Source organism: Streptomyces sp. JB150 (assembly GCF_011193355.1).
Taxonomy (GTDB): domain Bacteria; phylum Actinomycetota; class Actinomycetes; order Streptomycetales; family Streptomycetaceae; genus Streptomyces.
Genome location: NZ_CP049780.1, coordinates 5,120,454 through 5,144,147 on the forward strand (window position 1 = coordinate 5,120,454; position 23,694 = coordinate 5,144,147).

Annotated in this window: 21 protein-coding genes; 12 read left to right on the top strand and 9 right to left on the bottom strand. The window is 72.0% G+C overall.

Going from position 1 to position 23,694, the window contains the following annotated elements; genetic code table 11:
* Positions 1 to 74 precede the first annotated feature (74 nt).
* From G7Z13_RS23805 to G7Z13_RS23815, 3 genes are all read left to right on the top strand, one after another.
* Positions 75 to 1,040, top strand: a complete 966-nt coding sequence (locus G7Z13_RS23805; RefSeq protein ID WP_166002262.1) for a zinc-binding dehydrogenase — start codon at positions 75 to 77, stop codon at positions 1,038 to 1,040.
* Positions 1,041 to 1,160: 120 nt separating this feature from the next.
* A complete protein-coding gene (locus tag G7Z13_RS23810) occupies positions 1,161 to 1,370 on the top strand; it encodes a helix-turn-helix domain-containing protein (RefSeq protein WP_166002263.1) in 210 nt (69 codons plus the stop codon).
* Positions 1,370 to 1,936, top strand: a complete 567-nt coding sequence (locus G7Z13_RS23815) for a Clp protease N-terminal domain-containing protein (RefSeq protein ID WP_166005251.1) — start codon at positions 1,370 to 1,372, stop codon at positions 1,934 to 1,936. Before G7Z13_RS23810 ends, G7Z13_RS23815 begins: the two co-directional genes overlap by 1 nt.
* A gap of 148 nt (positions 1,937 to 2,084) precedes the next feature.
* Here the strand turns inward: G7Z13_RS23815 and G7Z13_RS23820 are convergent, their stop codons facing one another.
* Positions 2,085 to 3,119 (bottom strand): PadR family transcriptional regulator, encoded by a 1,035-nt coding sequence (locus tag G7Z13_RS23820; RefSeq protein WP_166002264.1) that lies wholly within the window; start codon positions 3,117 to 3,119, stop codon positions 2,085 to 2,087.
* 1 nt (position 3,120) lies between these two features.
* Entirely contained in the window at positions 3,121 to 4,158 is a 1,038-nt protein-coding gene (locus tag G7Z13_RS23825) for a DUF4097 family beta strand repeat-containing protein (protein ID WP_166002265.1), read from the bottom strand.
* A 131-nt stretch (positions 4,159 to 4,289) separates the two neighbouring features.
* On the opposite strand from G7Z13_RS23825, the gene G7Z13_RS23830 reads away from it, so the two are divergent.
* Complete coding sequence (locus G7Z13_RS23830; RefSeq protein ID WP_003992906.1) at positions 4,290 to 4,469, top strand: DUF6104 family protein; 180 nt, start codon at positions 4,290 to 4,292, stop codon at positions 4,467 to 4,469.
* Between the two features lie 81 nt (positions 4,470 to 4,550).
* On the opposite strand, the gene G7Z13_RS23835 is transcribed toward G7Z13_RS23830, so the two are convergent.
* The 5 genes from G7Z13_RS23835 to G7Z13_RS23855 all read right to left on the bottom strand — a co-directional run bounded on the left by G7Z13_RS23835 (position 4,551) and on the right by G7Z13_RS23855 (position 11,921).
* The gene (locus G7Z13_RS23835; RefSeq protein WP_166002266.1) at positions 4,551 to 8,366 is read right to left on the bottom strand and encodes a multifunctional oxoglutarate decarboxylase/oxoglutarate dehydrogenase thiamine pyrophosphate-binding subunit/dihydrolipoyllysine-residue succinyltransferase subunit; all 3,816 of its coding nucleotides are present in this window, start codon (positions 8,364 to 8,366) and stop codon (positions 4,551 to 4,553) included.
* A gap of 292 nt (positions 8,367 to 8,658) precedes the next feature.
* Positions 8,659 to 9,768 (bottom strand): ATP-binding protein, encoded by a 1,110-nt coding sequence (locus G7Z13_RS23840; RefSeq protein WP_166002267.1) that lies wholly within the window; start codon positions 9,766 to 9,768, stop codon positions 8,659 to 8,661.
* A complete protein-coding gene (locus G7Z13_RS23845; RefSeq protein ID WP_043504074.1) occupies positions 9,765 to 10,505 on the bottom strand; it encodes a response regulator transcription factor in 741 nt (246 codons plus the stop codon). Before G7Z13_RS23845 ends, G7Z13_RS23840 begins: the two co-directional genes overlap by 4 nt.
* 123 nt (positions 10,506 to 10,628) lie before the next feature.
* On the bottom strand, positions 10,629 to 11,306 hold the full coding sequence (locus tag G7Z13_RS23850; protein WP_166002268.1) for a spermidine synthase: 678 nt from the start codon (positions 11,304 to 11,306) through the stop codon (positions 10,629 to 10,631).
* Positions 11,307 to 11,429: 123 nt separating this feature from the next.
* Entirely contained in the window at positions 11,430 to 11,921 is a 492-nt protein-coding gene (locus G7Z13_RS23855; RefSeq protein WP_166002269.1) for a MarR family transcriptional regulator, read from the bottom strand.
* Positions 11,922 to 12,156: 235 nt separating this feature from the next.
* On the opposite strand from G7Z13_RS23855, the gene G7Z13_RS23860 reads away from it, so the two are divergent.
* On the top strand, positions 12,157 to 12,978 hold the full coding sequence (locus tag G7Z13_RS23860) for a lysozyme (protein WP_166002270.1): 822 nt from the start codon (positions 12,157 to 12,159) through the stop codon (positions 12,976 to 12,978).
* Between the two features lie 63 nt (positions 12,979 to 13,041).
* On the opposite strand, the gene lon is transcribed toward G7Z13_RS23860, so the two are convergent.
* Positions 13,042 to 15,492, bottom strand: a complete 2,451-nt coding sequence (gene lon / locus G7Z13_RS23865; RefSeq protein ID WP_166002271.1) for an endopeptidase La — start codon at positions 15,490 to 15,492, stop codon at positions 13,042 to 13,044.
* Positions 15,493 to 15,680: 188 nt separating this feature from the next.
* Between lon and G7Z13_RS23870 the strand changes: the two genes are divergently transcribed.
* Positions 15,681 to 15,818, top strand: a complete 138-nt coding sequence (locus G7Z13_RS23870; protein WP_166002272.1) for a hypothetical protein — start codon at positions 15,681 to 15,683, stop codon at positions 15,816 to 15,818.
* A 135-nt stretch (positions 15,819 to 15,953) separates the two neighbouring features.
* On the opposite strand, the gene G7Z13_RS23875 is transcribed toward G7Z13_RS23870, so the two are convergent.
* Positions 15,954 to 16,742, bottom strand: a complete 789-nt coding sequence (locus G7Z13_RS23875; protein ID WP_166002273.1) for a protein phosphatase 2C domain-containing protein — start codon at positions 16,740 to 16,742, stop codon at positions 15,954 to 15,956.
* 368 nt (positions 16,743 to 17,110) lie between these two features.
* Here G7Z13_RS23875 and G7Z13_RS23880 point away from each other — a divergent pair, with 368 nt between their 5' ends.
* From G7Z13_RS23880 to G7Z13_RS23905, 6 genes are all read left to right on the top strand, one after another.
* Complete coding sequence (locus tag G7Z13_RS23880) at positions 17,111 to 20,146, top strand: nitrate- and nitrite sensing domain-containing protein (protein ID WP_206313136.1); 3,036 nt, start codon at positions 17,111 to 17,113, stop codon at positions 20,144 to 20,146.
* Positions 20,143 to 20,646: a roadblock/LC7 domain-containing protein gene (locus G7Z13_RS23885; protein WP_166002275.1), complete on the top strand. Its 504-nt coding sequence runs from the start codon at positions 20,143 to 20,145 to the stop codon at positions 20,644 to 20,646. The genes G7Z13_RS23880 and G7Z13_RS23885 overlap by 4 nt, the downstream gene beginning before the upstream one ends.
* The gene (locus G7Z13_RS23890; RefSeq protein WP_166002276.1) at positions 20,643 to 21,065 is read left to right on the top strand and encodes a DUF742 domain-containing protein; all 423 of its coding nucleotides are present in this window, start codon (positions 20,643 to 20,645) and stop codon (positions 21,063 to 21,065) included. The genes G7Z13_RS23885 and G7Z13_RS23890 overlap by 4 nt, the downstream gene beginning before the upstream one ends.
* Positions 21,046 to 21,684 carry an ATP/GTP-binding protein gene (locus G7Z13_RS23895; RefSeq protein ID WP_166002277.1) on the top strand — a complete coding sequence of 213 codons (639 nt, stop codon included), beginning with the start codon at positions 21,046 to 21,048 and terminating at the stop codon, positions 21,682 to 21,684. The genes G7Z13_RS23890 and G7Z13_RS23895 overlap by 20 nt, the downstream gene beginning before the upstream one ends.
* 25 nt (positions 21,685 to 21,709) lie before the next feature.
* Positions 21,710 to 22,969, top strand: a complete 1,260-nt coding sequence (locus G7Z13_RS23900) for a styrene monooxygenase/indole monooxygenase family protein (protein ID WP_166002278.1) — start codon at positions 21,710 to 21,712, stop codon at positions 22,967 to 22,969.
* A gap of 235 nt (positions 22,970 to 23,204) precedes the next feature.
* A complete protein-coding gene (locus G7Z13_RS23905; RefSeq protein ID WP_166002279.1) occupies positions 23,205 to 23,684 on the top strand; it encodes a hypothetical protein in 480 nt (159 codons plus the stop codon).
* The last annotated feature ends 10 nt before the right edge of the window (positions 23,685 to 23,694 follow it).

Genomic DNA, 23,694 nt, shown 5'->3' on the forward strand with positions numbered 1-23,694 from the left:
CCGGGGTGCAAGAGGGTATGTCTCACAGGGTGGTGCGGTTCCGCCGGACCGGACGTACGCCTATCGTCGCCCCCATGTTCGCTGTCTACGCCGCCCGAATCGACCGCGACCAGCCGCTCACCGGCCTGGAGTCGGGGGACCGTCCCGCCCCCGAGGCCCGTCCCGGCTGGAGCGTCGTCAACGTCAGGGCCGCCTCCCTCAACCACCACGACCTCTGGTCCCTCCGCGGCGTCGGTCTCCCCGAGGACCGGCTGCCGATGATCCTCGGCTGCGACGCCGCCGGCGTCGACGAGGACGGCAACGAGGTCGTCCTGCACTCCGTCATCGGCCAGAGCGGCCACGGTGTCGGCCCGAAGGAGCCCCGCTCCATCCTCACCGAGCGCTACCAGGGCACCTTCGCCGAGCAGGTCGCCGTACCGACCTGGAACATCCTGCCGAAGCCGAAGGAGCTGTCCTTCGAGGAGGCCGCCTGTCTGCCGACCGCCTGGCTGACGGCGTACCGGATGCTCTTCACCAACGCCGGGGTGCGTCCCGGTGACTCGGTGCTCGTGCAGGGCGCGGGCGGGGGTGTCGCCACGGCCGCCATCGTGCTCGGCAAGGCGGCCGGGCTGCGGGTCTTCGCGACCAGCCGCGACGAGGCCAAGCGCAAGCGGGCGCTGGAGCTGGGCGCCGTGGAGGCGGTGGAGCCCGGAGCGCGGCTGCCGCAGCGAGTCGACGCGGTGATCGAGACCGTGGGTGCCGCCACCTGGTCGCACTCGGTGAAGTCGCTGCGGCCCGGTGGCACGCTGGTCATCTCCGGTGCCACCAGCGGCGACCGGCCCTCGCACGCCGAGCTGACCCGCATCTTCTTCCTGGAGCTGAAGGTGGTCGGCTCCACCATGGGCACCAAGGACGAGCTGGAGGACCTGCTGTCGTTCTGCGCGGCCACGGGCGTGCGGCCGGTGATCGACGAGGTACTGCCGCTGGACCGGGCGCGCGAGGGGTTCGAGCGGCTGGCCGCGGGCGACCAGTTCGGCAAGATCGTGCTCACTCACTCCTGAGCGGCGCGGGCGGGCGCCCGACCCCGACGGCCGGTCCGGCGATGTCCGGGCCGGCCGTTTCCGCATCCTCCATGTCAACCAGGGTTGACGCTCCTGGTTGTGTCAACGTAAGTTGACGGCATGACCGAAGCAACGGATCTCGCCGAGCGGGCCGGCGACCGCGACCCGCGGGTCGGGCTGCGGGCCGTCGCCGCCCTGCGCCGGCTGCTGGAGCAGTTGGAGGCCGTGCAGGTGCGCAGCGCGCGCCGACAGGGCTGGTCGTGGCAGGAGATCGCCGCGGAACTCGGAGTGAGCAGGCAGGCCGTGCACAAGAAGTACGGGAGGCGATGATGTTCGAGCGGTTCACCAAGGACGCCCGTGAGGTGGTGAAGGGCGCCGTCGCCCACGCCGGGCGCGAGTCGGCGCGGACCGTCGACGCCGGGCATCTGCTGCTGGCCCTGCTCGACCGGGAGGCGAGCCGGGGCTCCTTCGTCCTGGCGGCGCTCGGGGCCGCGGCGCGCCGGGAGTCGGTGACCGCGGCGCTGGCCGAGGTGCGGCGCCGGGCCGGGCTGTCGCAGGCGGAGACCGAGGCGCTGGCCGGGCTGGGCATCGACGTGGCGGAGATCGTCGCCCGGGTGGAGGAGGTGCACGGCGCCGGCGCGATGTCCGGGTCGCCGAAGGAGAAGGCGTGGTGGGGGTCCGGCCGCCCCTCCTTCGGCCGGGACGCCAAGGACGTCCTGGAGAAGTCCCTGCGCATCGCCCTCGCCCGGCGCGACAGGTCCATCGGCGACCACCACATCCTCCTCGCCCTCACCGCCCGCCCGGGCGTGACGGCGGAGGTGCTGGCCGACCACGGCGTCACCTACGAGTCGGCGGTCCGGGTGCTGGACGGCGGGGGAGAGGCGCGGGCGGGGTGAGGTGAGGGCGGCCGGGGGAGATTCGCGGGCTGGGTGAGGTGAGGGGCGGCGGGGGAGACGCGTGGGCGGGGCGAAGTGCGCGGCGGCCGCCTCTTGGGGGGATGGCACGGCGGCCGCTCCTTGGGGTGCGGCGGCCGCCCCCAGGGGCCTATGCCTTCGGGGCGCGCAGCAGGGCGCTGATGTGGGCGGCGGCCGTGGACAGGTGGTGGCGGGCCTCGCGCAGCTGGTCCGGGGTGACGCCGTGGTCGCGGGCCGCGTCGCGGATGTCGTCGCGGAAGCGGTCCAGGAGGCGCTCCAGGTCGCGGGCGGGATCGCCGGTCGGGGGTTCGTGGGTCCACGACGGCGCGTAGCCGGCCGGGAAGTCCTCGGGGGTGGCCGAGAACTCCGGCTCGGGGCCCGCCTTGGCCGACCTGGTCCCGTTGCCGAGGCCGAAGCCCAGGTCCCGGCCGAACTCCTTGCCGAAGTCCTTCCCGAACTCGCCGAACTCCTTGGCCAGCTCGGTCAGGCCCTCGCGCAGCCCCGTCGGCCAGTCCCCGCGCGCGAAGTGGTCCTGCACCTGCTCCTGCACCCGCCGGGCGATGCGCTGCACCTCCTCCTGGGCCTGCGCCCGCGCCCGCTCCTGCGCCTCCTTCGCCTGGCGCCGGGCGCGCTGGGCCTCCTCGCGGGCCCGGCGGCTCTCGTCCTTGGCGCGGCGGGCCTGTTCCTTCCACTCCTGCTTGACGCGGCGCATCTCCTCCCTGGCCGCGCGCCAGGCCTCCTTGTCCACCGGCTCCCCGGCGCCGCCCGCGCCCTGCCGGGCCTGGCTCGCCGCCGCGGCGCGCATCTCGCGCCGCAGATCACCGGCCGCGCCCCGCACGTCGGCGCGGATCTCGGCGGCCAGCTCGGCCACCGACTCCAGGATCTCCAGCTCCAGATCGGCCAGCTCGCCGCTGCGGTCGGCGAGTTCGGCCCGGCCCGCGTCCGTGATGGCGTACACCTTGCGGCCGCCCTCGGTGGTGTGGGTGACCAGGCCCTCGCTCTCCAGCTTGGCCAGGCGCGGGTACACCGTGCCCGCCGACGGCGCGTACAGCCCCTGGAAGCGTTCCTCCAGGAGGCGGATCACCTCGTAGCCGTGGCGCGGGGCTTCGTCGAGCAGCTTCAGCAGGTAGAGGCGCAGGCGGCCATGGGCGAAGACGGGAGGCATGTCAGAGCACCTTCTTGTCGGTCGTGCCGTCGGCCGGGGCGCTGGTCGGGTCGCTGGTCGCGTCACTGGTCGGATCGCTGGTCGCGCCACTGGTCGGGGACGGGTCCTCGCCCGGGCCGGCAGCGGCATTCTCCCCCGAGGCGTCCGGTGCCTTTCCCGCGGGCGCCTCGGTCGCGGGAGGCTCCGCCGCGGGCGCCTGCGGCTCCCACGGCTCCGGTTCCTGCGGCTCCGGCTCCTGCGGCGGGCGGCGCAGCAGGGCGATCGAGCCCGAGACGGTCGTCGCCCGCAGGCTGCCGTTGCCCGCGCCGAGGCGGCCGGTGATGCGCTTGGCGCCCCACGGGCCGCCGACCCGCAGGTCCTCGAAGGCGCTGGAGACGGTCCCGCCGGCGGTGTGGGCCTCCACCTCCGTGTCCGCCGGCTGCGGCAGGCGGATGGCGATCTCGCCGGACACGCTGGTGAGGCTGACGTCGGTCCGGCGGGCCGCCGGGTCCAGGTCGACGATCATCGAGCCGCTGACCGACTCGGCCCGCACGGACGAGCCCGCCTCGATGACGGTCAGGTCACCGGAGACGGAGTGGAACCGCAGATCGCCGGTGAGGGCCTGGGCCTCCAGGTTGCCCGAGACGGTGTCCGCGCGGACCGGTCCGGCGAGCCCGACCAGGGTGGTGTCCCCGCAGACGCCCCGCACGTCCACCGGGCCGCCCACACAGGAGACCACGGCCGTGGCGGTGATGGCGCCCACGTGCACCCGGGTCCCCGCCGGGACGGCGAGCGAGACCACGGTCCCGCGCTGCCGTCCCTTGAGGTCGAGCCACTTGAGGAGGTTCTTCCACGGCAGGTCCTCGTAGGCCACGGTCAGGGTGCCGTTCTCCCGGGTGATGAGCAGGGGCGGGCCCTCGACCTCGGAAATCTCCAGGCGGGCGGGGCCCTCGTCGGTGCCCACCACGTTCACCGTGCCGTTGACGATCCGTACGTGCAGTTCGTGCACCGGCTCGTCGAAGGTGAGCTTCCTCGGCTCCGCGACGGACCACTCGGACATGGTGGAGACCTCCTCGACCAGCACACCATCGACGCGCGACGCGCCATATCGCGTCTTACGTGATTCACGATATATCGCGGGCAGGGAAAGTCAACGGGGACCGGACCACCGGCCCACTTATCCTTGACCTCATGTACTTCACGGACCGTGGCATCGAGGAACTGGAGAAGCGGCGCGGCGAGGAGGAGGTCACCTTCGAGTGGCTCGCCGAGCAGCTGCGGACGTTCGTCGATCTGAACCCCGACTTCGAGGTGCCGGTGGAGCGGCTGGCGACCTGGCTGGCCCGGCTGGACGACGAGGACGACGAGTAGCAGCCCGCACAACGCAGCGACCGGGCCGCATCCCCGCGCGGGGGACGCGGCCCGGTCGTGTGCCGGGCGACTGTCCGGGGCTTACGCCTCGAACACCTCACGCACCAGCTGCTCCTGCTCGGCCTGGTGCCGCTTCGCGGAACCCACGGCCGGGGACGAGGAGTGCGGACGCGAGATCCGGCGCAGGCGCTCGCCGTGCGGGACGTCGGCGCCGACCGCCAGGTCGAGGTGGTCGATCAGGTTGAGCGCGATGAACGGCCACGCACCCTGGTTCGCCGGCTCCTCCTGGGCCCACAGGTACTTCTCGGCGTTCGGGTACTTCTTGATCTCCGCCTGGAGCTCGGCACCCGGCAGCGGGTACAGCCGCTCGATACGGATGATCGCGGTGTCCGTCACGCCGCGCTTGACCCGCTCGGCGTCCAGGTCGTAGTAGACCTTGCCCGCGCAGAAGACGACCTTCTTCACGGCCGCCGGGTCCACCGAGGTGTCGCCGATCACCGGGCGGAACTGGCCCGTGGTGAAGTCCTCCGCCTTCGACGCGGCGGCCTTCAGGCGCAGCATCGACTTCGGGGTGAAGACGACCAGCGGCTTGTGGTGCGGGTTGTGCACCTGCCACCGCAGGAGGTGGAAGTAGTTCGCCGGCGAGGTCGGCATGGCGACCGTCATGTTGTTCTGCGCGCACAGCTGGAGGAAGCGCTCCGGGCGGGCGGACGAGTGGTCCGGGCCCTGGCCCTCGTAGCCGTGCGGCAGGAGCAGGACGACGCCGGAGGTCTGGCCCCACTTCTGCTCGGCCGAGGAGATGAACTCGTCCACGACCGTCTGGGCGCCGTTGACGAAGTCGCCGAACTGGGCCTCCCACAGCACGAGCGCGTCCGGACGGGCCAGCGAGTAGCCGTACTCGAAGCCCATGGCGGCGTACTCGGACAGCAGCGAGTTGTAGACGTTCAGCCGCGCCTGGTCCTCGGAGAGGTACTGCAGCGGCGTGTACTCCTCGCCGGTGTTGCGGTCGATGATGACCGCGTGGCGCTGGCCGAAGGTGCCGCGCTGGGAGTCCTGGCCCGCCAGGCGGACCGGGACGCCCTCCAGCAGGAGGGAGCCGAAGGCGAGGGTCTCGCCCATGCCCCAGTCGATGGTGCCGTCCTCGACCATCGTCGCCCGGCGCTGCAGCTGCGGCAACAGACGCGGGTGGACGGTGATGTGGTCGGGGATGTTGACCTGGGACTCGGCGATCCGCTTGACGACCTCCGTGGTCACCGCGGTGTTCACGGCGACCGGGAACTCGGCCTGCGGGTCGGAGGTCTCCACGGCCGTCGGCTGCGAGGTGGCCTCGCGGACCTCGGTGAAGACCTTCTCCAGCTGGCCCTGGTAGTCCTGCAGCGCCTGCTCGGCCTCTTCCAGGGTGATGTCGCCGCGACCGATCAGGGACTCGGTGTACAGCTTGCGCACCGAGCGCTTCTTGTCGATCAGGTCGTACATCAGCGGCTGGGTGAAGGCCGGGTTGTCCGACTCGTTGTGACCGCGGCGGCGGTAGCAGATGAGGTCGATCACCACGTCCTTGTTGAACGCCTGGCGGAACTCGAAGGCGAGCCGCGCGACGCGGACCACGGCCTCCGGGTCGTCGCCGTTCACGTGGAAGATCGGGGCCTCGATCATGCGGGCCACGTCCGTCGCGTACATGGAGGAACGCGAGGACTCCGGGGCGGCGGTGAAGCCGACCTGGTTGTTGATGACGATGTGGACCGTGCCGCCGGTGCGGTAGCCGCGCAGCTGCGACATGTTCAGGGTCTCGGCCACCACGCCCTGGCCCGCGAAGGCCGCGTCGCCGTGGATGGCGATCGGCAGGACCGTGAAGTCCGTGCCGCCCTTGTTGATGATGTCCTGCTTGGCGCGGGCGACGCCCTCCAGGACCGGGTCGACGGCCTCCAGGTGGGAGGGGTTCGCGACCAGCGAGACCTTGATCTGCTCGCCGTCCAGGCCGGTGAAGACGCCCTCGGCACCGAGGTGGTACTTCACGTCGCCGGAGCCGTGCATCGACTTCGGGTCGAGGTTGCCCTCGAACTCGCGGAAGATCTGCGCGTACGACTTGCCGACGATGTTGGCGAGGACGTTCAGGCGGCCGCGGTGGGCCATGCCGATGACGACCTCGTCCAGGCGGGACTCGGCGGCCGAGTCCAGCACCGCGTCCAGCAGCGGGATGACGGACTCGCCGCCCTCCAGGGAGAACCGCTTCTGGCCGACGTACTTGGTCTGCAGGAAGGTCTCGAAGGCCTCCGCCGCGTTCAGCCGGCGCAGGATGCGCAGCTGCTCCTCGCGCTCCGGCTTGGCGTGCGGGCGCTCCACGCGGTCCTGGATCCACTTGCGCTGCTTGGGGTCCTGGATGTGCATGAACTCGATGCCGGTGGTGCGGCAGTACGAGTCGCGCAGCACGCCGAGGATGTCGCGCAGCTTCATCATCGACTTGCCGGCGAAGCCGCCGACGGCGAACTCGCGCTCCAGGTCCCACAGCGTCAGCCCGTGCTCGACGATGTCGAGGTCGGGGTGCTTGCGCTGGCGGTACTCCAGCGGGTCGGTGTCGGCCATGACGTGGCCGCGGACCCGGTAGGAGTGGATCAGCTCGAAGACGCGGGCGGCCTTGGTGACGTCGTCGTCGTGGCTGGCGTCGATGTCCTTGAGCCAGCGGACCGGCTCGTACGGGATGCGCAGCGCCTCGAAGATGTCGTCGTAGAAGCCGTTCTCGCCGAGCAGCAGGTTGGCGACGGTACGCAGGAACTCGCCGGAGGCGGCGCCCTGGATGACCCGGTGGTCGTAGGTCGACGTGAGCGTCATGACCTTCGAGATGCCGAGCTTGTTCAGGGTGTCCTGGGAGGTGCCCTGGAACTCCGCCGGGTAGTCCATGGAACCGACGCCCATGATCACCGACTGGCCGGGCATCAGGCGCGGCACGGAGTGGACGGTGCCGAGGCCGCCGGGGTTGGTCAGGGAGACCGTGACGCCGGTGAAGTCGTCCATCGTCAGCTTGTTGTCGCGGGCGCGACGGACGATGTCCTCGTAGGCCTGCCAGAACTCGAAGAAGTTCAGCGTCTCGGCCTTCTTGATCGCCGCGACGACCAGCTGGCGGTCGCCGTTCGGCTTCACCAGGTCGATCGCCAGGCCGAGGTTGACGTGCTCCGGCTTGACCAGCGTGGGCTTGCCGTCCTTGACCTGGTACGACCAGTTCATCGACGGCATGGCCTTGATGGCCTGCACCATCGCGTACCCGATGATGTGCGTGAAGGAGATCTTCCCGCCGCGGGCGCGCTTGAGGTGGTTGTTGATGACGATGCGGTTGTCGAACAGCAGCTTCACCGGGACGGCGCGGACCGAGGTGGCGGTCGGCATCTCCAGCGAGGCGTCCATGTTCTTCGCGACGGCGGCGGACGGACCGCGCAGCGTCACCAGCTCGGGTCCGGCCGACTCCGCGGCGGGCTCGGCCTTCGCCTGCGGCTTCGCGGCCGGCTTGGCGGGCGCCGGGGCCTTGGCGGCGGGAGCCGCCGCGGCGGGCGCGGCCTGGGCCGGCGCGGCCGCGGCGGGCTTCGGGGCCGCCGGGGCCGGGGCCTGGGCGGCCGGGGCGGGAGCGGCGGCGGCCGCGGGCGCGGCCGGCGTCTGAGCGGTGGGGGTGGTTTCCGCGGCCCCCGCGGCCGCGGTACCCGCCGGAGCCGGGGCGCCAGCGGCCCCCGGCTTGTAATCGGCGAAGAAGTCCCACCAGGCGCGGTCTACGGAATTCGGGTCCTGGAGGTACTGCTGATAGATCTCGTCGACGAGCCACTCGTTGGCACCGAACGCGGCAGCGGGGTTCTTGCCCGCTTGGTCGGCGTCGGTGGAGATGCTCGATGCGTTACTGGGGGACTGTGGCGACACGGCGGCAACCGCCCTCTTCCGCTTCACAAGGTGATGGACAGCGGGAATAAAGGCTACGCCTCCATGACGGCGAAGGTCAGGCCAGGCCCGTTCATCGTCGCGTAAGTCACATCGGGAAGCGTGTTTCGCGGTTGATAATGGCGGGAAACAAGCGTGGTTCCCGTCTGTGACCAGCCGCAACGGGTACGACGAGCCGGACCCGGCGCGGCAGGAGGCGCGGGCCCTTGCCTGATCACACGTGTCCGGCAGCGCGAACGTCCGTGGATCTTGTGGCTCCGCTTCGAACTTTACGTCAACTCGGCACGGATGGCAGTCCCGGAAGAGTGACAAGAATCCGGCAACCCCGCTCGGATTCGGCCACTCCGATCCGCCCGCCGTGCAGATCCACCGCCCAGCGCGCGATCGCCAGACCCAGCCCCGTGCCACCGTCGCTGCCCGGGCCGTGCGGCCGGCTCACCGCACCCCGGTTGAACCGCTCGAACACCCGGTGCCACTCCGAACGCGGGATGCCCGGACCCTCGTCCAGCACCTCCAGCTCCAGCGACTCCGGCTGCGCCCCGCGCCGCGCCTTCACCGTCACCCGGCCGTGCGGCGGGCTGTGCTTGACCGCGTTGTCGATGAGGTTGGCGACGACCTGGTGGATGCGCTCGGGGTCCGCGTGCGCGGTCAGCTCCGGCGGGGAGACGTCGAGGTGCAGATGGACGTCCGTCCGCGTGTGGCTGCCCGAGCCGGAGGCGATGCCCGCGCGGGCGGAGGCCACCATGTTGGCCTCCTTCAGCACGCCCGAGAGATACGGCCACACCTCGAACCGCCGCTTCTTCAGCGGGACCACGCCGTTGTCGAGGCGGGACAGGTCCAGCAGCGTCTCCACCAGCCGCCCCAGCCGCTCGGTCTGCTTCAGCGCCGTCCGCATGGTCTCCGGGTCGGCCTCGGTGACGCCGTCGACGATGTTCTCCAGCACCCCGCGCAGCCCCGCGATGGGGGTGCGCAGCTCGTGGGAGACGTTGGCGACCAGCTCCTTGCGCTGGCGGTCCTGGGCCTCCAGCTCGTCGGCCATGACGTTGATCGTCTGGGCCAGGTCGCCGAGTTCGTCGCGCCGGTTCTCGCTCACCCGGCGGCTGTAGTCGCCGTGCGAGATGGAGCGGGCCACCGCGTTCATCTCGTCCAGCGGAGAGGTGAGCGAGTGCGCCACGAACTGCGTGATCAGCAGGGTGGCGATCATCGAGAAGACGGTGATGAAGCGCAGCTCGGTCTCGGTGCGCATGGCCACCATCATCAACCCGGTGGTGATCAGCACCGAGATGACGACCAGCGCCCCCAGCTTGGTCTTGATCGAGAACGGGCGCACGCCGCCCCAGGGCTCGCCGGGGCTCCTCCGTGCGGCTCGCCGCCCGTCGCTCATGGCGTCGGCGTCTCCAGGGCGTAGCCCACGCCGTGCACCGTGCGGATCCGCTCGGCGCCGATCTTCCGGCGCAGCGCCTTGATGTGGCTGTCGACCGTGCGGGTGCCGGAGGCGTCCGCCCAGTCCCAGACCTCGGCGAGCAGCTGCTCACGGGAGAGCACCGCGCGCGGGGTGTTCGCCAGGCACACCAGCAGGTCGAACTCGGTGGGCGTGAGGTGCACGTCCTCGGACTTCACCCGGACCCGGCGCTGGGCGTGGTCGATCTCCAGTTCGCCCAGGCGCAGGATGCCGCTGCGCGGGGTGGAGGCGGCCAGCGCGGCCCGCTCCACCCGGCGCAGCAGGACGTGCACCCGGGCCGCCAGCTCCCGCATGGAGAACGGCTTGGTCATGTAGTCGTCGGCGCCCACCCCGAGCCCGACCAGCATGTCGGTCTCGTCGTCTCGCGCGGTGAGCATCAGGACCGGGACGGGCCGCTGGGCCTGGACCCGGCGGCACACCTCCAGGCCGTCGAAGCCCGGCAGCATGATGTCGAGGATCAGAAGGTCGGGCTGCCAGGCCTCCGCCGTGTCGACCGCCGCCGGACCGTCACCGGCCGTTTGCACCAGGAATCCCTCGGCGCGCAGGCGGGCCGCGATGGCGTCGACGATCGTCGCGTCGTCCTCGACCACCAGGACCCGGCGCTGTGCGCCCGGGGTGGTCGTCGCCGTGCCGTTGTGGGAGGTGTGTGTCTGCTCCATCGCCCGCCCCAAAAGTGTGCTTTCCGGAATCAGTGGGGTGATCCCTTGTCTGCGCATGACTGCGATTGACGCTTGAATGATCCGCGTCAGGCATGCAGCGTACGGGGAGTCACCGCGCCTTTGCTATCCAGGTCGGACGCCGAGGTGCACGACGTCCGGAACGCCCCGGGCAACGGGGATCTCTTCGGTACGCACATGCTGGAATCCGGCATTCCGCAAGGTTTCTTCGAATTCCGGGGAGGGCTCGGCGGACCACACCGCGAGGACACCGCCGGGGCTCAACACCCTTGCGCAGCTTGCCAGTCCGGCCGGTGCGTACAGCCCCTCGTTGCCGTCCGTGACGGTCCATCCTGGCCCGTTGTCGATGTCCAGGCACAGCGCGTCGTACGTGGCGGATGTCTCATTGACGAAGGTGACCAGATCGGCTTCCACGATCTCCGTGCGCGGATCGGCCAGCGCCGCCCGGGACAGTCCGGCGAGCGGGCCGCCGCGGTGCCAGTCGATGACGGCGGGCTCGCGCTCCACCACCGTGATCCGTCCCCAGCGGTCGTTCGCGGCGGCGTGTGCGAGCGAGAAGCCGACCCCCAGCCCGCCGATCAGCACCCGCGGCGCGGGCCGCGCGTCGAGCGCGCCCAGGGCGGCGTCGATCAGCCGCCGCTCCGAACGGCCGTCGGAGGTGTCCATCAGGAAGCAGCCGTTCGCGATGATCTGCAGCAGGTCACCGTGCCGGCGCAGCACGACCTCCCCGTAGGGGCCCTCGCGGCGGTCCAGCACCTCAGGAATCTCGTAAGCGGTGGACATCCGTCCATCCTGGCACTTCGCTGACGGGCCGTCGGCAGAATAACGGCCGGGGCTACGAACAGCCCAGGACCGGGGCCGCGACCGGAGCTGCGACCGGGGCCACGACCGGAGCTGCGACCGGGCCTACTTCTCCATGCCCTGGTTCAGCTGCCGCAGCAGCCGGGCCAGCTCCGCCACCTCGCGGCGGTCCCAGTGGGCGAGCTGGCTGACGTAGCGGGCGCGGCGGGCCTCGCGCACCCGCTGGACCCGGCGGCTGCCCTCCTCGGTGAGATGGACCAGCCAGGCGCGGCCGTCGGCGGGGTCCGGCTCGCGGGCCACCAGGCCGAGGTCCTCCAGGGCGCGCAACTGGCGGGACATGGTGGCCTTGCCGACGCCGATGTAGGCCGCCAGCTCGGTGGCGCGCTGCCGGCCGCACTCGTCCAGCCGGACCAGCAGGCCGTACGCCGCGGACTCCAGGTCGGGATGGACCGCGCGGGCCATCTCGCCCTGCTTGGCGCGGGCCCGGCGCATCAGCACCGTCAGCTCCCGCTCCAGGGCCAGGTACTCCTGGTCCACACCACTCGGCGACGTCCCGGGTTCGCCCGCGTGTCCGCCGCCGTTCGCGTCCTCGTGCACGTCAGCACCCCTGATCCGGTTTCCCGATCCTGAAAGTTCCTGTCAAAGGCCACCATCGCCGCAGCTCCGTCAGTATTTCGCAGGCGTAGACCAACGGCGGCAACCGGGCCCTCTTCCCTCCCGCACGTCTACGTGCGTAGCTTCTTCAGCGCGCGACTACTGGCATGTGCACGCCAGCCGCATCTCCCTGCACCGAGCACCCCTCGACGAGTTCCCCAGTCCTCGGAGGCACGTCATGCCCGTGCACAGATCCGGAACGACCCGCCGCCGGCGCCGCCTCGCCCTCGCCGGCGCCCTGCTCGCCGCCCTCCTTCCGCTCCTCTCCGTCCCCGCGTCCGCCGCCGACGCCCCCGCCCGCGGCACGGCGTACATGGGCATGGGCGTCCCCGCCCACGACGGCGTCCACGGCACGCCCACCCCCCGCGGCGCCGTCCAGACCGAAGGCGTCGACGTCAGCAGCCACCAGGGCAACGTCGCCTGGACGACCCTGTGGAACAGCGGCGTGAAGTGGGCCTACGTGAAGGCCACGGAGGGCACGTACTACAAGAACCCGTACTTCGCGCAGCAGTACAACGGCTCGTACGCCGTGGGCATGATCCGCGGCGCCTACCACTTCGCCACGCCCGACACCACCACCGGCGCCGCCCAGGCCCACTACTTCGTGGACAACGGCGGCGGCTGGTCCCGCGACGGCAGGACCCTCCCCGGCGCCCTCGACATCGAGTGGAACCCCTACGGCGCCGCCTGCTACGGCAAGTCCCAGACGGCGATGGTCTCCTGGATCCGCGACTTCCTGAACACCTACAAGGCCCGCACCGGCCGCGACGCCGTCATCTACACCGCCACCAGCTGGTGGAAGCAGTGCACCGGCAACTACGCGGGCTTCGCCCAGTACAACCCCCTGTGGATCGCGCGGTACGCGTCGACGGTGGGGGAGCTGCCGGCCGGCTGGGCGTACCACACGATGTGGCAGTACACCTCGACCGGGCCGACCGTGGGCGACCACGACTGGTTCAACGGCGCGCTGGACCGCGTGCAGGCGCTCGCGTACGGCTGACGCGCGGCGGAAGGCCCGGACCTCCCTCACGGGGGCCGGGCCTTCCTGGTCCGGTGGCGTCCGTCACGCCGCCACCGGCACCTCGGAACCGGCGGCACCGGCGGCACCGGCTGCATCGGCGGTGCTGGTCGCCGGGGCCAGGGCCAGCTCCAGGACCTGGCGGACGTCCGTGACGGTGTGGACGTCCAGCTTCTCCAGGACCTCGGCCGGGACGTCGTCCAGGTCGGGCTCGTTGCGCTTGGGGATGATCACCGTGGTGACGCCCGCGCGGTGGGCGGCGAGCAGCTTCTGCTTGACGCCGCCGATCGGCAGCACACGCCCGGTCAGGGAGACCTCGCCGGTCATCGCCACGTCGGTGCGGACCAGGCGGCCCGACAGCAGGGACGCCAGGGCCGTCGTCATCGTGATGCCCGCGCTCGGCCCGTCCTTGGGGACCGCGCCCGCCGGGAAGTGGATGTGCACGCCCCGGTCCTTGAGGTCGGCCACCGGCAGTTCCAGCTCGGCGCCGTGGGAGCGCAGGAAGGACAGGGCGATCTGCGCGCTCTCCTTCATCACGTCGCCCAGCTGGCCGGTCAGGGTCAGGCCCGCCGCGCCGGTCTCCGGGTCGGCCAGCGACGCCTCCACGTAGAGGACGTCACCGCCCGCGCCGGTCACCGCGAGGCCGGTCGCGACGCCCGGGACGGACGTACGGCGCTCGGCCGGGTCCTGCGCCGACTCCGGCACGTGGTGCGGCCGGCCGATCAGGTCGCGCAGATGGGCGTCGGTGACGGTGAACGGCAGCTCCCGCTCACCCAGTTCGTGCTGGGCGGCGACCTTGCGCAGCAGCCGGGCGATCGACCGCTCCAGGTTCCGCACGCCCGCCTCGCGGGTGTACTCGCCGGCCAGCTTGCGCAGCGCGCTCTCGTCGATGGTCACCTCGTCCGCGTCGAGCCCGGCGCGCTCCCGCTGCCGCGGCACCAGGTGGTCGCGGGCGATGACGATCTTCTCGTCCTCGGTGTAGCCGTCCAGGCGGACCAGCTCCATGCGGTCGAGCAGGGCCTCCGGGATGGACTCCAGGACGTTGGCCGTCGCCAGGAACACGACGTCCGACAGATCGAGTTCGACCTCCAGGTAGTGGTCGCGGAAGGTGTGGTTCTGGGCGGGGTCGAGGACTTCGAGGAGCGCCGCGGCCGGGTCGCCGCGGAAGTCGGAGCCCACCTTGTCGATCTCGTCCAGCAGGACGACCGGGTTCATGGAACCGGCCTCCTTGATGGCGCGGACGATCCGGCCGGGCAGCGCGCCGACGTACGTACGGCGGTGGCCGCGGATCTCCGCCTCGTCGCGGACGCCGCCGAGGGCGACCCGGACGAACTTGCGGCCCATGGCGTGCGCCACGGACTCGCCGAGGCTGGTCTTTCCCACGCCGGGCGGCCCGACCAGGGCGAGCACGGCACCGCCGCGCCGGCCGCCGACGACACCCAGGCCGCGCTCGGCGCGGCGCTTGCGCACCGCCAAGTACTCGGTGATGCGCTCCTTGACGTCCTCCAGACCGGCGTGTTCGGCGTCCAGGACGGCCTTGGCGCCCTGGATGTCGTACGCGTCCTCGGTCCGCTCGTTCCACGGCAGTTCCAGGACGGTGTCCAGCCAGGTGCGGATCCAGGAGCCCTCGGGGGACTGGTCGGAGGCCCGCTCCAGCTTGTCGACCTCCTTGAGGGCGGCCTCGCGGACCTTCTCGGGCAGGTCGGCGGCCTCGACGCGGGCGCGGTAGTCGTCGGACTCCTCGCCCTCCTTCTCGCCGTTCAGCTCCCGCAGCTCCTTGCGGACCGCCTCCAGCTGGCGGCGCAGCAGGAACTCGCGCTGCTGCTTGTCGACGCCTTCCTGGACGTCCTTGGCGATGGTCTCGGCGACCTCCTGCTCGGCGAGGTGGTCGCGCAGCTGCTGGGTGGCGAGCTTGAGGCGGGCGACCGGGTCGGCGGTCTCCAGCAGCTCGACCTTCTGCTCGGTGGTGAGGAACGGGGAGTAGCCGGAGTTGTCGGCGAGCGCCGAGACGTCGTCGATGGCCTGCACCCGGTCGACCACCTGCCAGGCGCCGCGCTTCTTCAGCCAGGCGGTGGCGAGGGCCTTGTACTCCTTGACCAGCTCGGTCACGTGCCCCGGCAGCGGGTCCGGCACGCTCTCGTCGATCTGCGTGCCCTCCACCCACAGGGCGGCGCCCGGCCCGGTCGTCCCGGCGCCGATCTTCACCCGGCTCCGGCCGCGGATGAGGGCGCCCGGGTCACCGTCGGCGAGCCGGCCGACCTGTTCCACGGTGCCGAGGACGCCGGTGTTCGCGTAGGTGCCGTCGACGCGGGGGACGAGGAGCACCTTCGGCTTGCCCGGCTCCGACCGCGCGGCCGCCTGAGCGGCCTCCACCGCGGCCCGTACATCCGCGTCGTTGAGGTCCAGCGGAACCACCATCCCGGGCAGCACGACCTCGTCGTCGAGCGGCAGCACAGGCAGGGTGAGCGGCGTGAACGCCGTGGACTCAGCAGCCATGATCTCCCCTTCGGCAGTCAAGTTGAGTTATGCCGACTCAATGCTCGGGGGAGCGCGAATGTTCCCCGGCGGTTGTTCGCTGTCAGCGATCACCGGGCGGGGGTGCGGTTCCCGCTGATCAGGGCCGGTGTGGGGCGCCCGGTCCCGCTTCCCGTGGACAACAACACCGCGGCGCAATCTGTCATCTCGTGGACGACGACGCCGCACCGCGGGAGCGGGCGGGCCTGGTGGGCGCCGCGCTCGGCCAGGCGGCGGCGGTGACCGGGCTGCCTCGACCCCGGCCCGGCGGCCGAGGCCGTCGCGGCGGCGGCCCGGACGGCCGCTGAGTGCCCCGGCGACCCCGCCGTCGGCTCGCCCACGTCCGGGAAGAGCTGCCCGGCCCCCTGGGGCGGACGCTGGAGTCGCCGCCGGCGGTGCCTCCGGGAAGGTGGGGCCGGGCCGGTCGCGGAGGCGGGCGTGGTTCACAGCTCCACGAACGCCACCGTCGCATCGTCGTGACGCTTGCCGCGGATCAGCGGGGCGGGCTGTCCACGGTCCGCGTGCTCCAGCGCCCGCACCCGGTCGACCAGCCACTGGGCGCCGTTCTTGCGGACGGTGGTGTGGAGGTCGGTCCAGTCGCCCTCGTGGAACGCCTCCGTCCAGCGGGCCGCGCCGTCGGTGAGGGCGGTCAGGGCGGTGACCGAGGCGCGCGGGGTCGTGCCGGTGACCGCGCGGTCGGCGACGGCCGGGTCCGCCGCGGCGGTGAAGAAGCCGCCCTCCCGGTTGCGCAAGGTGGCGTCGATCACGGTGTCGGAGGCGAGGGCCGCGCGGGGAAGGCGGGCGAGACGGTCGTCGAGGACCGCGGTGACCGCCCCGTCCGGCGATTCCAGCAGCAGAACGGAGTCGCAGAGCACCAGATAGTCGACGGCCGTCTCCGTCCAGCGGGCCAGAACCACCGTTGCCTGCGGGGTGCGCGGGTGAGAAAGGTCACAGGTTGAGCCGTGGGCCCGGGAGGTACGGGCGATCGCGCGGGCCAGCACCCCGGACAGCGGAACATCCGGGAGCGAAACGGTCAGTTCGGTCAGCGCCCCGCCGAGGCGCGCGGTGTACCAGGGGACGGAATGCAGACAGCCGGTGCCTCCTCGGGGCGGCGTCACGCCGTCCAGGACGACCAGGCAACCGCCCTGTCCGGACGCGGGAAGGCAGACACCGGCGAAGTCCTCGTTGGGACGCGCCGGATCGCCGGGCACCGTGACAAGTTCCGTACGCATCCCGTCAGTTTGCACGAGCCCTTCACAAGGACCACGAGAACGTGGCACCGGTCGCCGGATACCCGAACCGTCGCAGGTCAGGAGCCGGGTTTGGGAGGGAATGGCGCACTCCGGGAAGACGTGGCGGCGAATACTGCCAAAGCCTGCGGCCGACGTCCAACCGGCCCACCGCGCAGGGCCGTCGCACACGCCAGAGGAACTTGCCCGCCAACTCCCGTCCGATGTTCACTCCTTCGGGTGGCGGGTCAGGCGATGCACGCCCCCTGCCCACCGGCACTGGGAGGGTCGGGAACTGTACCGGGAGTACGCGCCAGTTGACGGCGCGTCACCCGGGTCCACGGGTACACGAGTCAGGAATGCGAGCACCGGTGCAGAAGAAGCGGCCTCGGCGCACAGGCAAGCAGACGGCCCCGCAGGGGGCAGCGGAGCACACCCCCGTCGGGAAGGGTCGCCCCACCCACGTACGCAACCGCCTCATCGTGGCCGTCGCCGTCGTGGCCGCCGCCATCGCCGGCGCGGGCGCCCCGTCGGTGCTCGCGGCGGCCGGACAGGCGAGCGACACCCAGGAGTTGGTGGCGCTCTCGGAGCAGACCCGCGACGCCCTCGCGCTCGCCCACGCGCTCGCCGACGAGCGCGACGAGGTCATCGCGTACGTCGCGGCCGGGCGCCCCAAGTCCAAGGCGCCCTCCGAGCAGCGCAGCGCAAGGGTCGACCGGCAGGTCGAGGAGTTGCGCGGCGACACCGACACCCCGGCGCGGCTGCTGAAGGACCTCGACGGCATCGCCGCCGTGCGCAGAGCGGCGCTCACCGGCAAGAGCACCGCTCTCGAAGCGCACCAGGCGTACTCCGACGCGATCGCCGAACTCCACCGGCTCGCCGAGGACCTGGCCCAGCAGCTCCCGCCCCGCGCGGGCGCCGGAGCGTACGCCCTCGCCGAGCTCGACACCGCCGTCCAGCAGGCCGCCGCCACCCGCGGCCTGCTGCTCGCCGCGCTCAGCGTGCCCCGCTCCACCCAGACGGTCATCGACCCCGTCACCGGCCTGCCCGCCACGGCCGGCACCTCCTCCGAGGCGGACACCAAGGCGCGCACCGCCCTCACCGCCGCCGCCCAGCAGGCCCGGCTGCGCTCCGACGCGGCCCTCGCCGATTTCCGCGAGACCGCCCCGAAGCCCGCCCGCGCCTCCTACGACTCCACGGTCACCGGCCCCGAGGTCAACTCCGCCGAGAAGTACCTCGCGAGCCTCACCGACCAGCCGTCCCTCTCCGACCGCGAGCTGGCCACCGACGCCGCGAAGCTGAACGCCGCGCTCTCCGCCCGCGTCGACGCGATGCGCGGCGTCGAGGCCGCGCTCTACGACCGCCGCGTCAAGGACCTGGAGGCGCTGCGCGACGACGACGTCACCGCGCTGGAGATCCGGATCGGCATCCTCGGCGCGCTGCTGCTGCTCGCCGTCGGCGTCGCCACCGCCATGGCCCGCTCCCTCACCCGCCCGCTCGCCGTGCTGCGCATCGGCTCCGCCCGGCTCGCCGAGGCCGCCGACCCGGCCGCCGAGGAACCCGTGAAGTTCACCGGGCGCAACGACGAGTTCGCCCGCGTCGTCCGCTCCGTCAACGCCCTGCACGCACAGGCCGTCACCCTGCACGAGCGGGTCGCCACGCTGGAGGCGGACCGCAAGCACCTGGTCGGCCAGCGCCAGAAGATGGCCGACGCCCGCGAGGAACTGCGCGCGGAACTGGAGCAGTCGACGGCCCAGCTGGAGCGGCTGCGCACCAGCATCGGCTCCACCTTCGTCAATCTGGCGCTGCGCACGCTCGGCCTGGTCGAGCGTCAGCTCGCGGTCATCGAGCAGCTGGAGGAGCGCGAACAGGACCCGGACCGGCTCTCCACTCTGTTCAAGCTCGACCACTTCGCCACCGTGATGCGCCGGCACAGCGAGAACCTGCTCGTCCTGGCCGGCACCGAGCACATCCAGCACCACCCCGGCCCGGTCCCGCTGGTCGACGTCGTCCGCGCCGCCGTCAGCGAGATCGAGCGGTACGAGCGGGTGCGGATCTCCGCGCTGCCGCCGCACGCGCACATCGCCGGGTTCGCCGCCGACGACCTCTCCCACCTGCTGGCCGAGCTGATGGAGAACGCCACCTCGTTCTCCCCGCCCGACGTGCCCGTCGAGGTCTCCGGCTGGCTGCTGGAGAACGGCGAGGTCATGATCTCCGTCCAGGACGGCGGCATCGGCATGACCGAGGACCGCATGTCCCGGCTCAACGCCCGGCTCGCCGACTTCGACCCCGAGGCCGCGTACGACCAGGAGGGCGAGGACGGGCTCGGACTCGGGCTGTACGTCGTGGCCCGGCTCGCCCACCGCCTCGGGGTGCGGGTCCAGCTGCGGGAGCAGAAGCAGGGCGGGGTCGCGGCGGTCGTGGTGCTGCCGCAGCCGCTGCTCGCCGAGGGCGGCCCGGCCGCCGTGCCCAGCGCGTCCCCCTCCATGGACGGCACCGCCTCCTTCTCCCTGCCCGGCGCCGACGCCGAGGCCAACTCCAACGTCCTGCCCGGCCGCACCCACCAGGGCGACCCGCTGGTCGCCCTCGCCGAGAAGGCCGTACGGCAGAGGGCCGCGGCGCAGGAGTCGGCCGACGCCGGGGCCGACGGCACGACCGACGGCACGGCCCGGAAGACCGCCCAGGACTCCGCCGCCGACCTTGCCGAGCACTCCGCCGCCGAGGCGTCCCGGCCCGAACCGGCCGAGCGGACGCACCCCGAGGCGGACACGGGCGTACGGCCGGAGGACCCGGCCGGGACCGCCGTACCCGCACAGGAGCAGGGACAGGAGCCGGAGGACAAGCCGCAGTCGCAGCCGGAGGCAGGGCGCGCGCCCGCCGGCGCCGGTACGGCGACGGGTGACCACCCCGCCCCGCAGACCACGTCCGAGACCACCATGGAGCTACTGCTCCCGGAGACCGCGCCCACGAAGCCCGGCTCCACAAAGCCCGGTTCCGCGGAGCCCGGCCCCGCGGCCGGGGAGCCGCCGGCCGCGCGCCCGGAGCCGGCCGCCCCCGCCGACCCGTACGCCATCGGCCCCGACACGCACGACCGCACCCCCGACGAGGGCGAGGAACAGCTCACCGACAAGGGGCTGCCCAAGCGCACGCCGAGGATCAGCGCGCCCGCGTCGGTGCCCCGGCCGCGGACCGGCGGCGTGGACGCCGAGGCACTGCGCCGCAGGCTGGGCGGCTTCCGTCGGGGGGCGGAAGCCGGTCGCCGCGACGTCGAGGCGGAGATCGCCGAGCAGACGACCGAGACCCGGTCGCCGGACGCTCCCGCACCGCACCGCACCAGCTCCACTGGACCCGCACACGCACACGCTGAAGAAGCCACGGGGGGCACAGTCGAGGAGGCAAGCAGTTGACCGCGCCCAGTACCTTCGGACTGAGCAGTGAAGCCCGCAATCTGCACTGGCTGCTGACCAACCTCGTCGAGGAGGTGCCCGGCATCCTCTCCGTCGCGGTGGTCTCCTCCGACGGACTGCTCCTGCTCTCCTCCGACCCGGGCCGCAACGAGGCCGCCCGGGCCGCGCGGGAGGGACGCCCCGCGGGTCCCCGCGGTTCCTCCGCCGACCTGGCCACCATCGTCTCCGGCATCGGCAGCCTGACCGTCGGCGCCGCCCGGCTGATGGACTTCGGCGGGGTGAAGCACACCATGGTCGCGATGGACGAGGGCAGCCTGTTCGTGATGTCGATCAGCGACGGCTCGCTGCTCGGTGTGCACGGCTCGGCGGACTGCGACATGAGCGTCGTGGCGTACCACATGGCGCTCTTCGTCGGCCGCGCCGGCCATGTCCTCACCCCCGAACTCCGTAGCGAACTGCGGAAATCCCTGGAGTCCGAGTCGACGGGGAGTGCCCGATGAGCGCCACACCCAAGCCGCATCTCCCGGTGCGCGGCGGCGACCGCAAACCCGCCCGCGTCCGCCCCTACTCGCTCACCGGCGGCCGGACCCGCTTCGGGCACGTCCTGCTGGTCGAGACCTTCGTGGCCACCACGACCGCGCTGGACGCCGCCGAGGAGCGCAGAGAACTGACGAACGGTTCCCTCACCACCCGCGTGATGCCGGAGATGAGGGCCATCGTCGAACTGTGCCGCCGCATGCGTACGGTGGCCGAGATCGCCGCGCTGCTGAAGATGCCGCTCGGCGTGGTCCGCGTGCTCCTGAGCGACCTCGCGGACCAGGGAAAGATCCGGGTGTACGGAACCGGTACCGGGCACGGCACGGGCCGCCCGAACCGAGCGCTGCTGGAAAGGGTGCTGAGTGGACTCCGCCGTCTCTGACGCCGCTCACGGTGTCTCCCCGCTCCTCGAACCCGAGGGGCCCGAACAGCCCTGGCAGACGGATCGCACTCGCGCCCCGATCGCCACGAAGATCGTGGTCGCGGGCGGTTTCGGCGTCGGCAAGACCACGCTGGTCACCTCCGTCTCGGAGATCACCCCGCTGCAGACCGAGGCCCTGATGACCGAGGCGAGCGAGGAGACCGACGACCTCTCCGCCACGCCCGGCAAGATGACCACCACCGTGGCCATGGACTTCGGCCGCATCACGCTCGACGACGACCTGGTGCTGTACCTGTTCGGCACGCCGGGCCAGCAGCGGTTCTGGTTCATGTGGGACGACATCGTGCGCGGCGCGATCGGTGCCGTCGTGATGGCCGACACCCGCCGGCTGAAGGACTGCTTCCCGGTTCTGGACTACTTCGAGAGCTCCGGGCTGCCGTACGTCGTCGCCGTCAACCACTTCGACGGCAGCGAGCTGTACGACCCGGAGGACGTTCGCGAGGCCCTCACGATTCCCGCGCACATACCTGTCATGATCATGGATGCGCGCCGCCGGATCTCGGTCATCGAGACCCTTCTGTCCCTCGTGGGCCACGCGCTCGACGAAACCCCCGAGTAGTCCCGAGTAGGAGACGTAACCCCGCATGCGGAAGATACTCGTCGTCGGAGCCGGCCAGTCCGGACTCCAGCTCGCCCTCGGCCTCCAGTCGCACGGGTACGAGGTCACCCTGATGTCCAACCGGACGGCGGACGAGATCCGCTCCGGCCGGGTCATGTCGACGCAGTGCATGTTCCACACGGCACTCCAGCACGAGCGCGACCTCCAGCTGAACTTCTGGGAGTCCCAGGCCCCGAAGATCGAAGGACTCGGCGTCTCGGTGGCCGCCCCCGGCTCGCACGACCCGGGCCCGACCCAGCGGGCGATCGACTGGGTCGGCAAGCTGGACGGCTACGCCCAGTCGGTCGACCAGCGGGTGAAGATGGCCGGCTGGATGGAGACCTTCGCGCAGCGCGGCGGCCAGCTCGTCATCCACGGCGCGGCCGTCGGCGACCTCGACTACTTCTCCCGCGCCTACGACCTGGTGCTCGTCGCGGCCGGCAAGGGCGAGCTGGTGCAGATGTTCGCCCGCGACCCCGAGCGCTCCCCGTACAGCGAGCCGCAGCGCGCCCTCGCGGTGGCCTACGTGCACGGCCTCGGCCCGCGTCCCGAGCACCCGGAGTACGACGCGGTCCGCTGCAATCTGGTGCCCGGCGTCGGCGAGCTGTTCGTCATGCCGACGCTCACCACCTCCGGCCGCGCCGACATCCTGTTCTGGGAAGGCATACCCGGCGGCCCGCTGGACGTCTTCCAGGGCGTCAAGGACCCGGCGGAGCACCTCTCCCTGACCCTGGAACTCATGGAGAGGTTCACGCCCTGGGAGTACGCGCGGGCCACCAAGGTCGAACTGACCGACGCGGGCGGCACCCTGGCCGGCCGCTACGCGCCGACCGTGCGCAACCCCATCGGCCGCCTGCCGGGCGGCGGTCTGGTCCTCGGCGTCGCGGACGTGGTCGTCGCCAACGACCCGATCACCGGGCAGGGTTCCAACTCGGCGTCCAAGTGCGCGGCGGCATACCTGGCGTCCATCCTGGAGCACGGTGACAAGCCGTTCGACGAGGAGTGGATGCGGGCCACGTTCGACCGCTACTGGGCCACCGCCCAGCACGTCACCAAGTGGACCAACACGATGCTCGCCCCGCCGCCGGAGCACGTCCTGAACCTCATCGGCGCCGCGGGTCAGCTCCAGCCGGTGGCCGACCGCTTCGCCAACGGCTTCAACAACCCGGCCGACTTCGAGAACTTCTTCTACGAGCCGGAGAAGACCGCCGCCTACCTCGCGGAGGTCACCGGGGCCGGAGCCTGACGGGCCCCCGCGCGCCGTCCGGTCCGCCCGCGCCCCGACAGGCGGCGGGGGCGGACCGGAACTAGGCTGGTGGAGTCGGGGCGGGGACTGCGGCCCGTACGGCGGGGCCCACCAGGGGGCGATCCAGCATAGGAACTTGCCGCGGCCGCGCCGCGCCTCGGGCGCGCGGGCGTCCGGCGCAGGGGCTCGTGCACGGCGGCAGGCGGTTCCGCTCACCGGGAGGACGGTGGGAACCATGAACGTGCCCGCGTTTCGCCGAGCGGCGACCGCGGCGGCGTCCGCGTGTGTCGTCGCGATCGGGATCATGACGGCGCCCGAGGCCGCTGCCGCACCGGACACGGCCCCCGCGCAGGGGTGCTACCACCGCGACGGCTACCCGCCCGGCGGCGGCCGCAACATCGGCGGCTCACCGCCCAAGTACAAGTGGGACCACACCCCCTACGTCGGGGCGCGGTACGTCTCCTGCGGCCGGACGGTGACGCTCTACTACGGCGGCTACACCACCCACACCACGCACTACAACGTCCGCTGGACCCAGCCGGGCAGCCACGGCTGGAAGCAGGGTGAACTGCGGGCCGGCGCGCGGATGAAGTGGGAGATGCCCGCCGGGTACGGGGACTACAACTTCATGGTGCAGGCGTGCAACCGCGGTGGCTTCGGCCAGCGTTCGAACTGCACCAACTGGTCCCCGCAGCTGTACCTCAACGCGCGGTGAGGCCCCGCGC

What these genes read in the sequence shown, in the direction of transcription:
- G7Z13_RS23830 (WP_003992906.1), top strand. Translation starts at nt 4,290, where the DNA reads ATGTACTTCACGGACCGTGGCATCGAGGAACTGGAGAAGCGGCGCGGC.
- G7Z13_RS23905 (WP_166002279.1), top strand. Translation starts at nt 23,205, where the DNA reads ATGAACGTGCCCGCGTTTCGCCGAGCGGCGACCGCGGCGGCGTCCGCG.
- G7Z13_RS23845 (WP_043504074.1), bottom strand. Translation starts at nt 10,505, where the DNA reads ATGGAGCAGACACACACCTCCCACAACGGCACGGCGACGACCACCCCG.
- lon (WP_166002271.1), bottom strand. Translation starts at nt 15,492, where the DNA reads ATGGCTGCTGAGTCCACGGCGTTCACGCCGCTCACCCTGCCTGTGCTG.
- G7Z13_RS23840 (WP_166002267.1), bottom strand. Translation starts at nt 9,768, where the DNA reads ATGAGCGACGGGCGGCGAGCCGCACGGAGGAGCCCCGGCGAGCCCTGG.
- G7Z13_RS23890 (WP_166002276.1), top strand. Translation starts at nt 20,643, where the DNA reads ATGAGCGCCACACCCAAGCCGCATCTCCCGGTGCGCGGCGGCGACCGC.
- G7Z13_RS23815 (WP_166005251.1), top strand. Translation starts at nt 1,370, where the DNA reads ATGTTCGAGCGGTTCACCAAGGACGCCCGTGAGGTGGTGAAGGGCGCC.
- G7Z13_RS23850 (WP_166002268.1), bottom strand. Translation starts at nt 11,306, where the DNA reads ATGTCCACCGCTTACGAGATTCCTGAGGTGCTGGACCGCCGCGAGGGC.
- G7Z13_RS23875 (WP_166002273.1), bottom strand. Translation starts at nt 16,742, where the DNA reads ATGCGTACGGAACTTGTCACGGTGCCCGGCGATCCGGCGCGTCCCAAC.
- G7Z13_RS23805 (WP_166002262.1), top strand. Translation starts at nt 75, where the DNA reads ATGTTCGCTGTCTACGCCGCCCGAATCGACCGCGACCAGCCGCTCACC.
- G7Z13_RS23810 (WP_166002263.1), top strand. Translation starts at nt 1,161, where the DNA reads ATGACCGAAGCAACGGATCTCGCCGAGCGGGCCGGCGACCGCGACCCG.
- G7Z13_RS23860 (WP_166002270.1), top strand. Translation starts at nt 12,157, where the DNA reads ATGCCCGTGCACAGATCCGGAACGACCCGCCGCCGGCGCCGCCTCGCC.
- G7Z13_RS23820 (WP_166002264.1), bottom strand. Translation starts at nt 3,119, where the DNA reads ATGCCTCCCGTCTTCGCCCATGGCCGCCTGCGCCTCTACCTGCTGAAG.
- G7Z13_RS23825 (WP_166002265.1), bottom strand. Translation starts at nt 4,158, where the DNA reads ATGTCCGAGTGGTCCGTCGCGGAGCCGAGGAAGCTCACCTTCGACGAG.
- G7Z13_RS23900 (WP_166002278.1), top strand. Translation starts at nt 21,710, where the DNA reads ATGCGGAAGATACTCGTCGTCGGAGCCGGCCAGTCCGGACTCCAGCTC.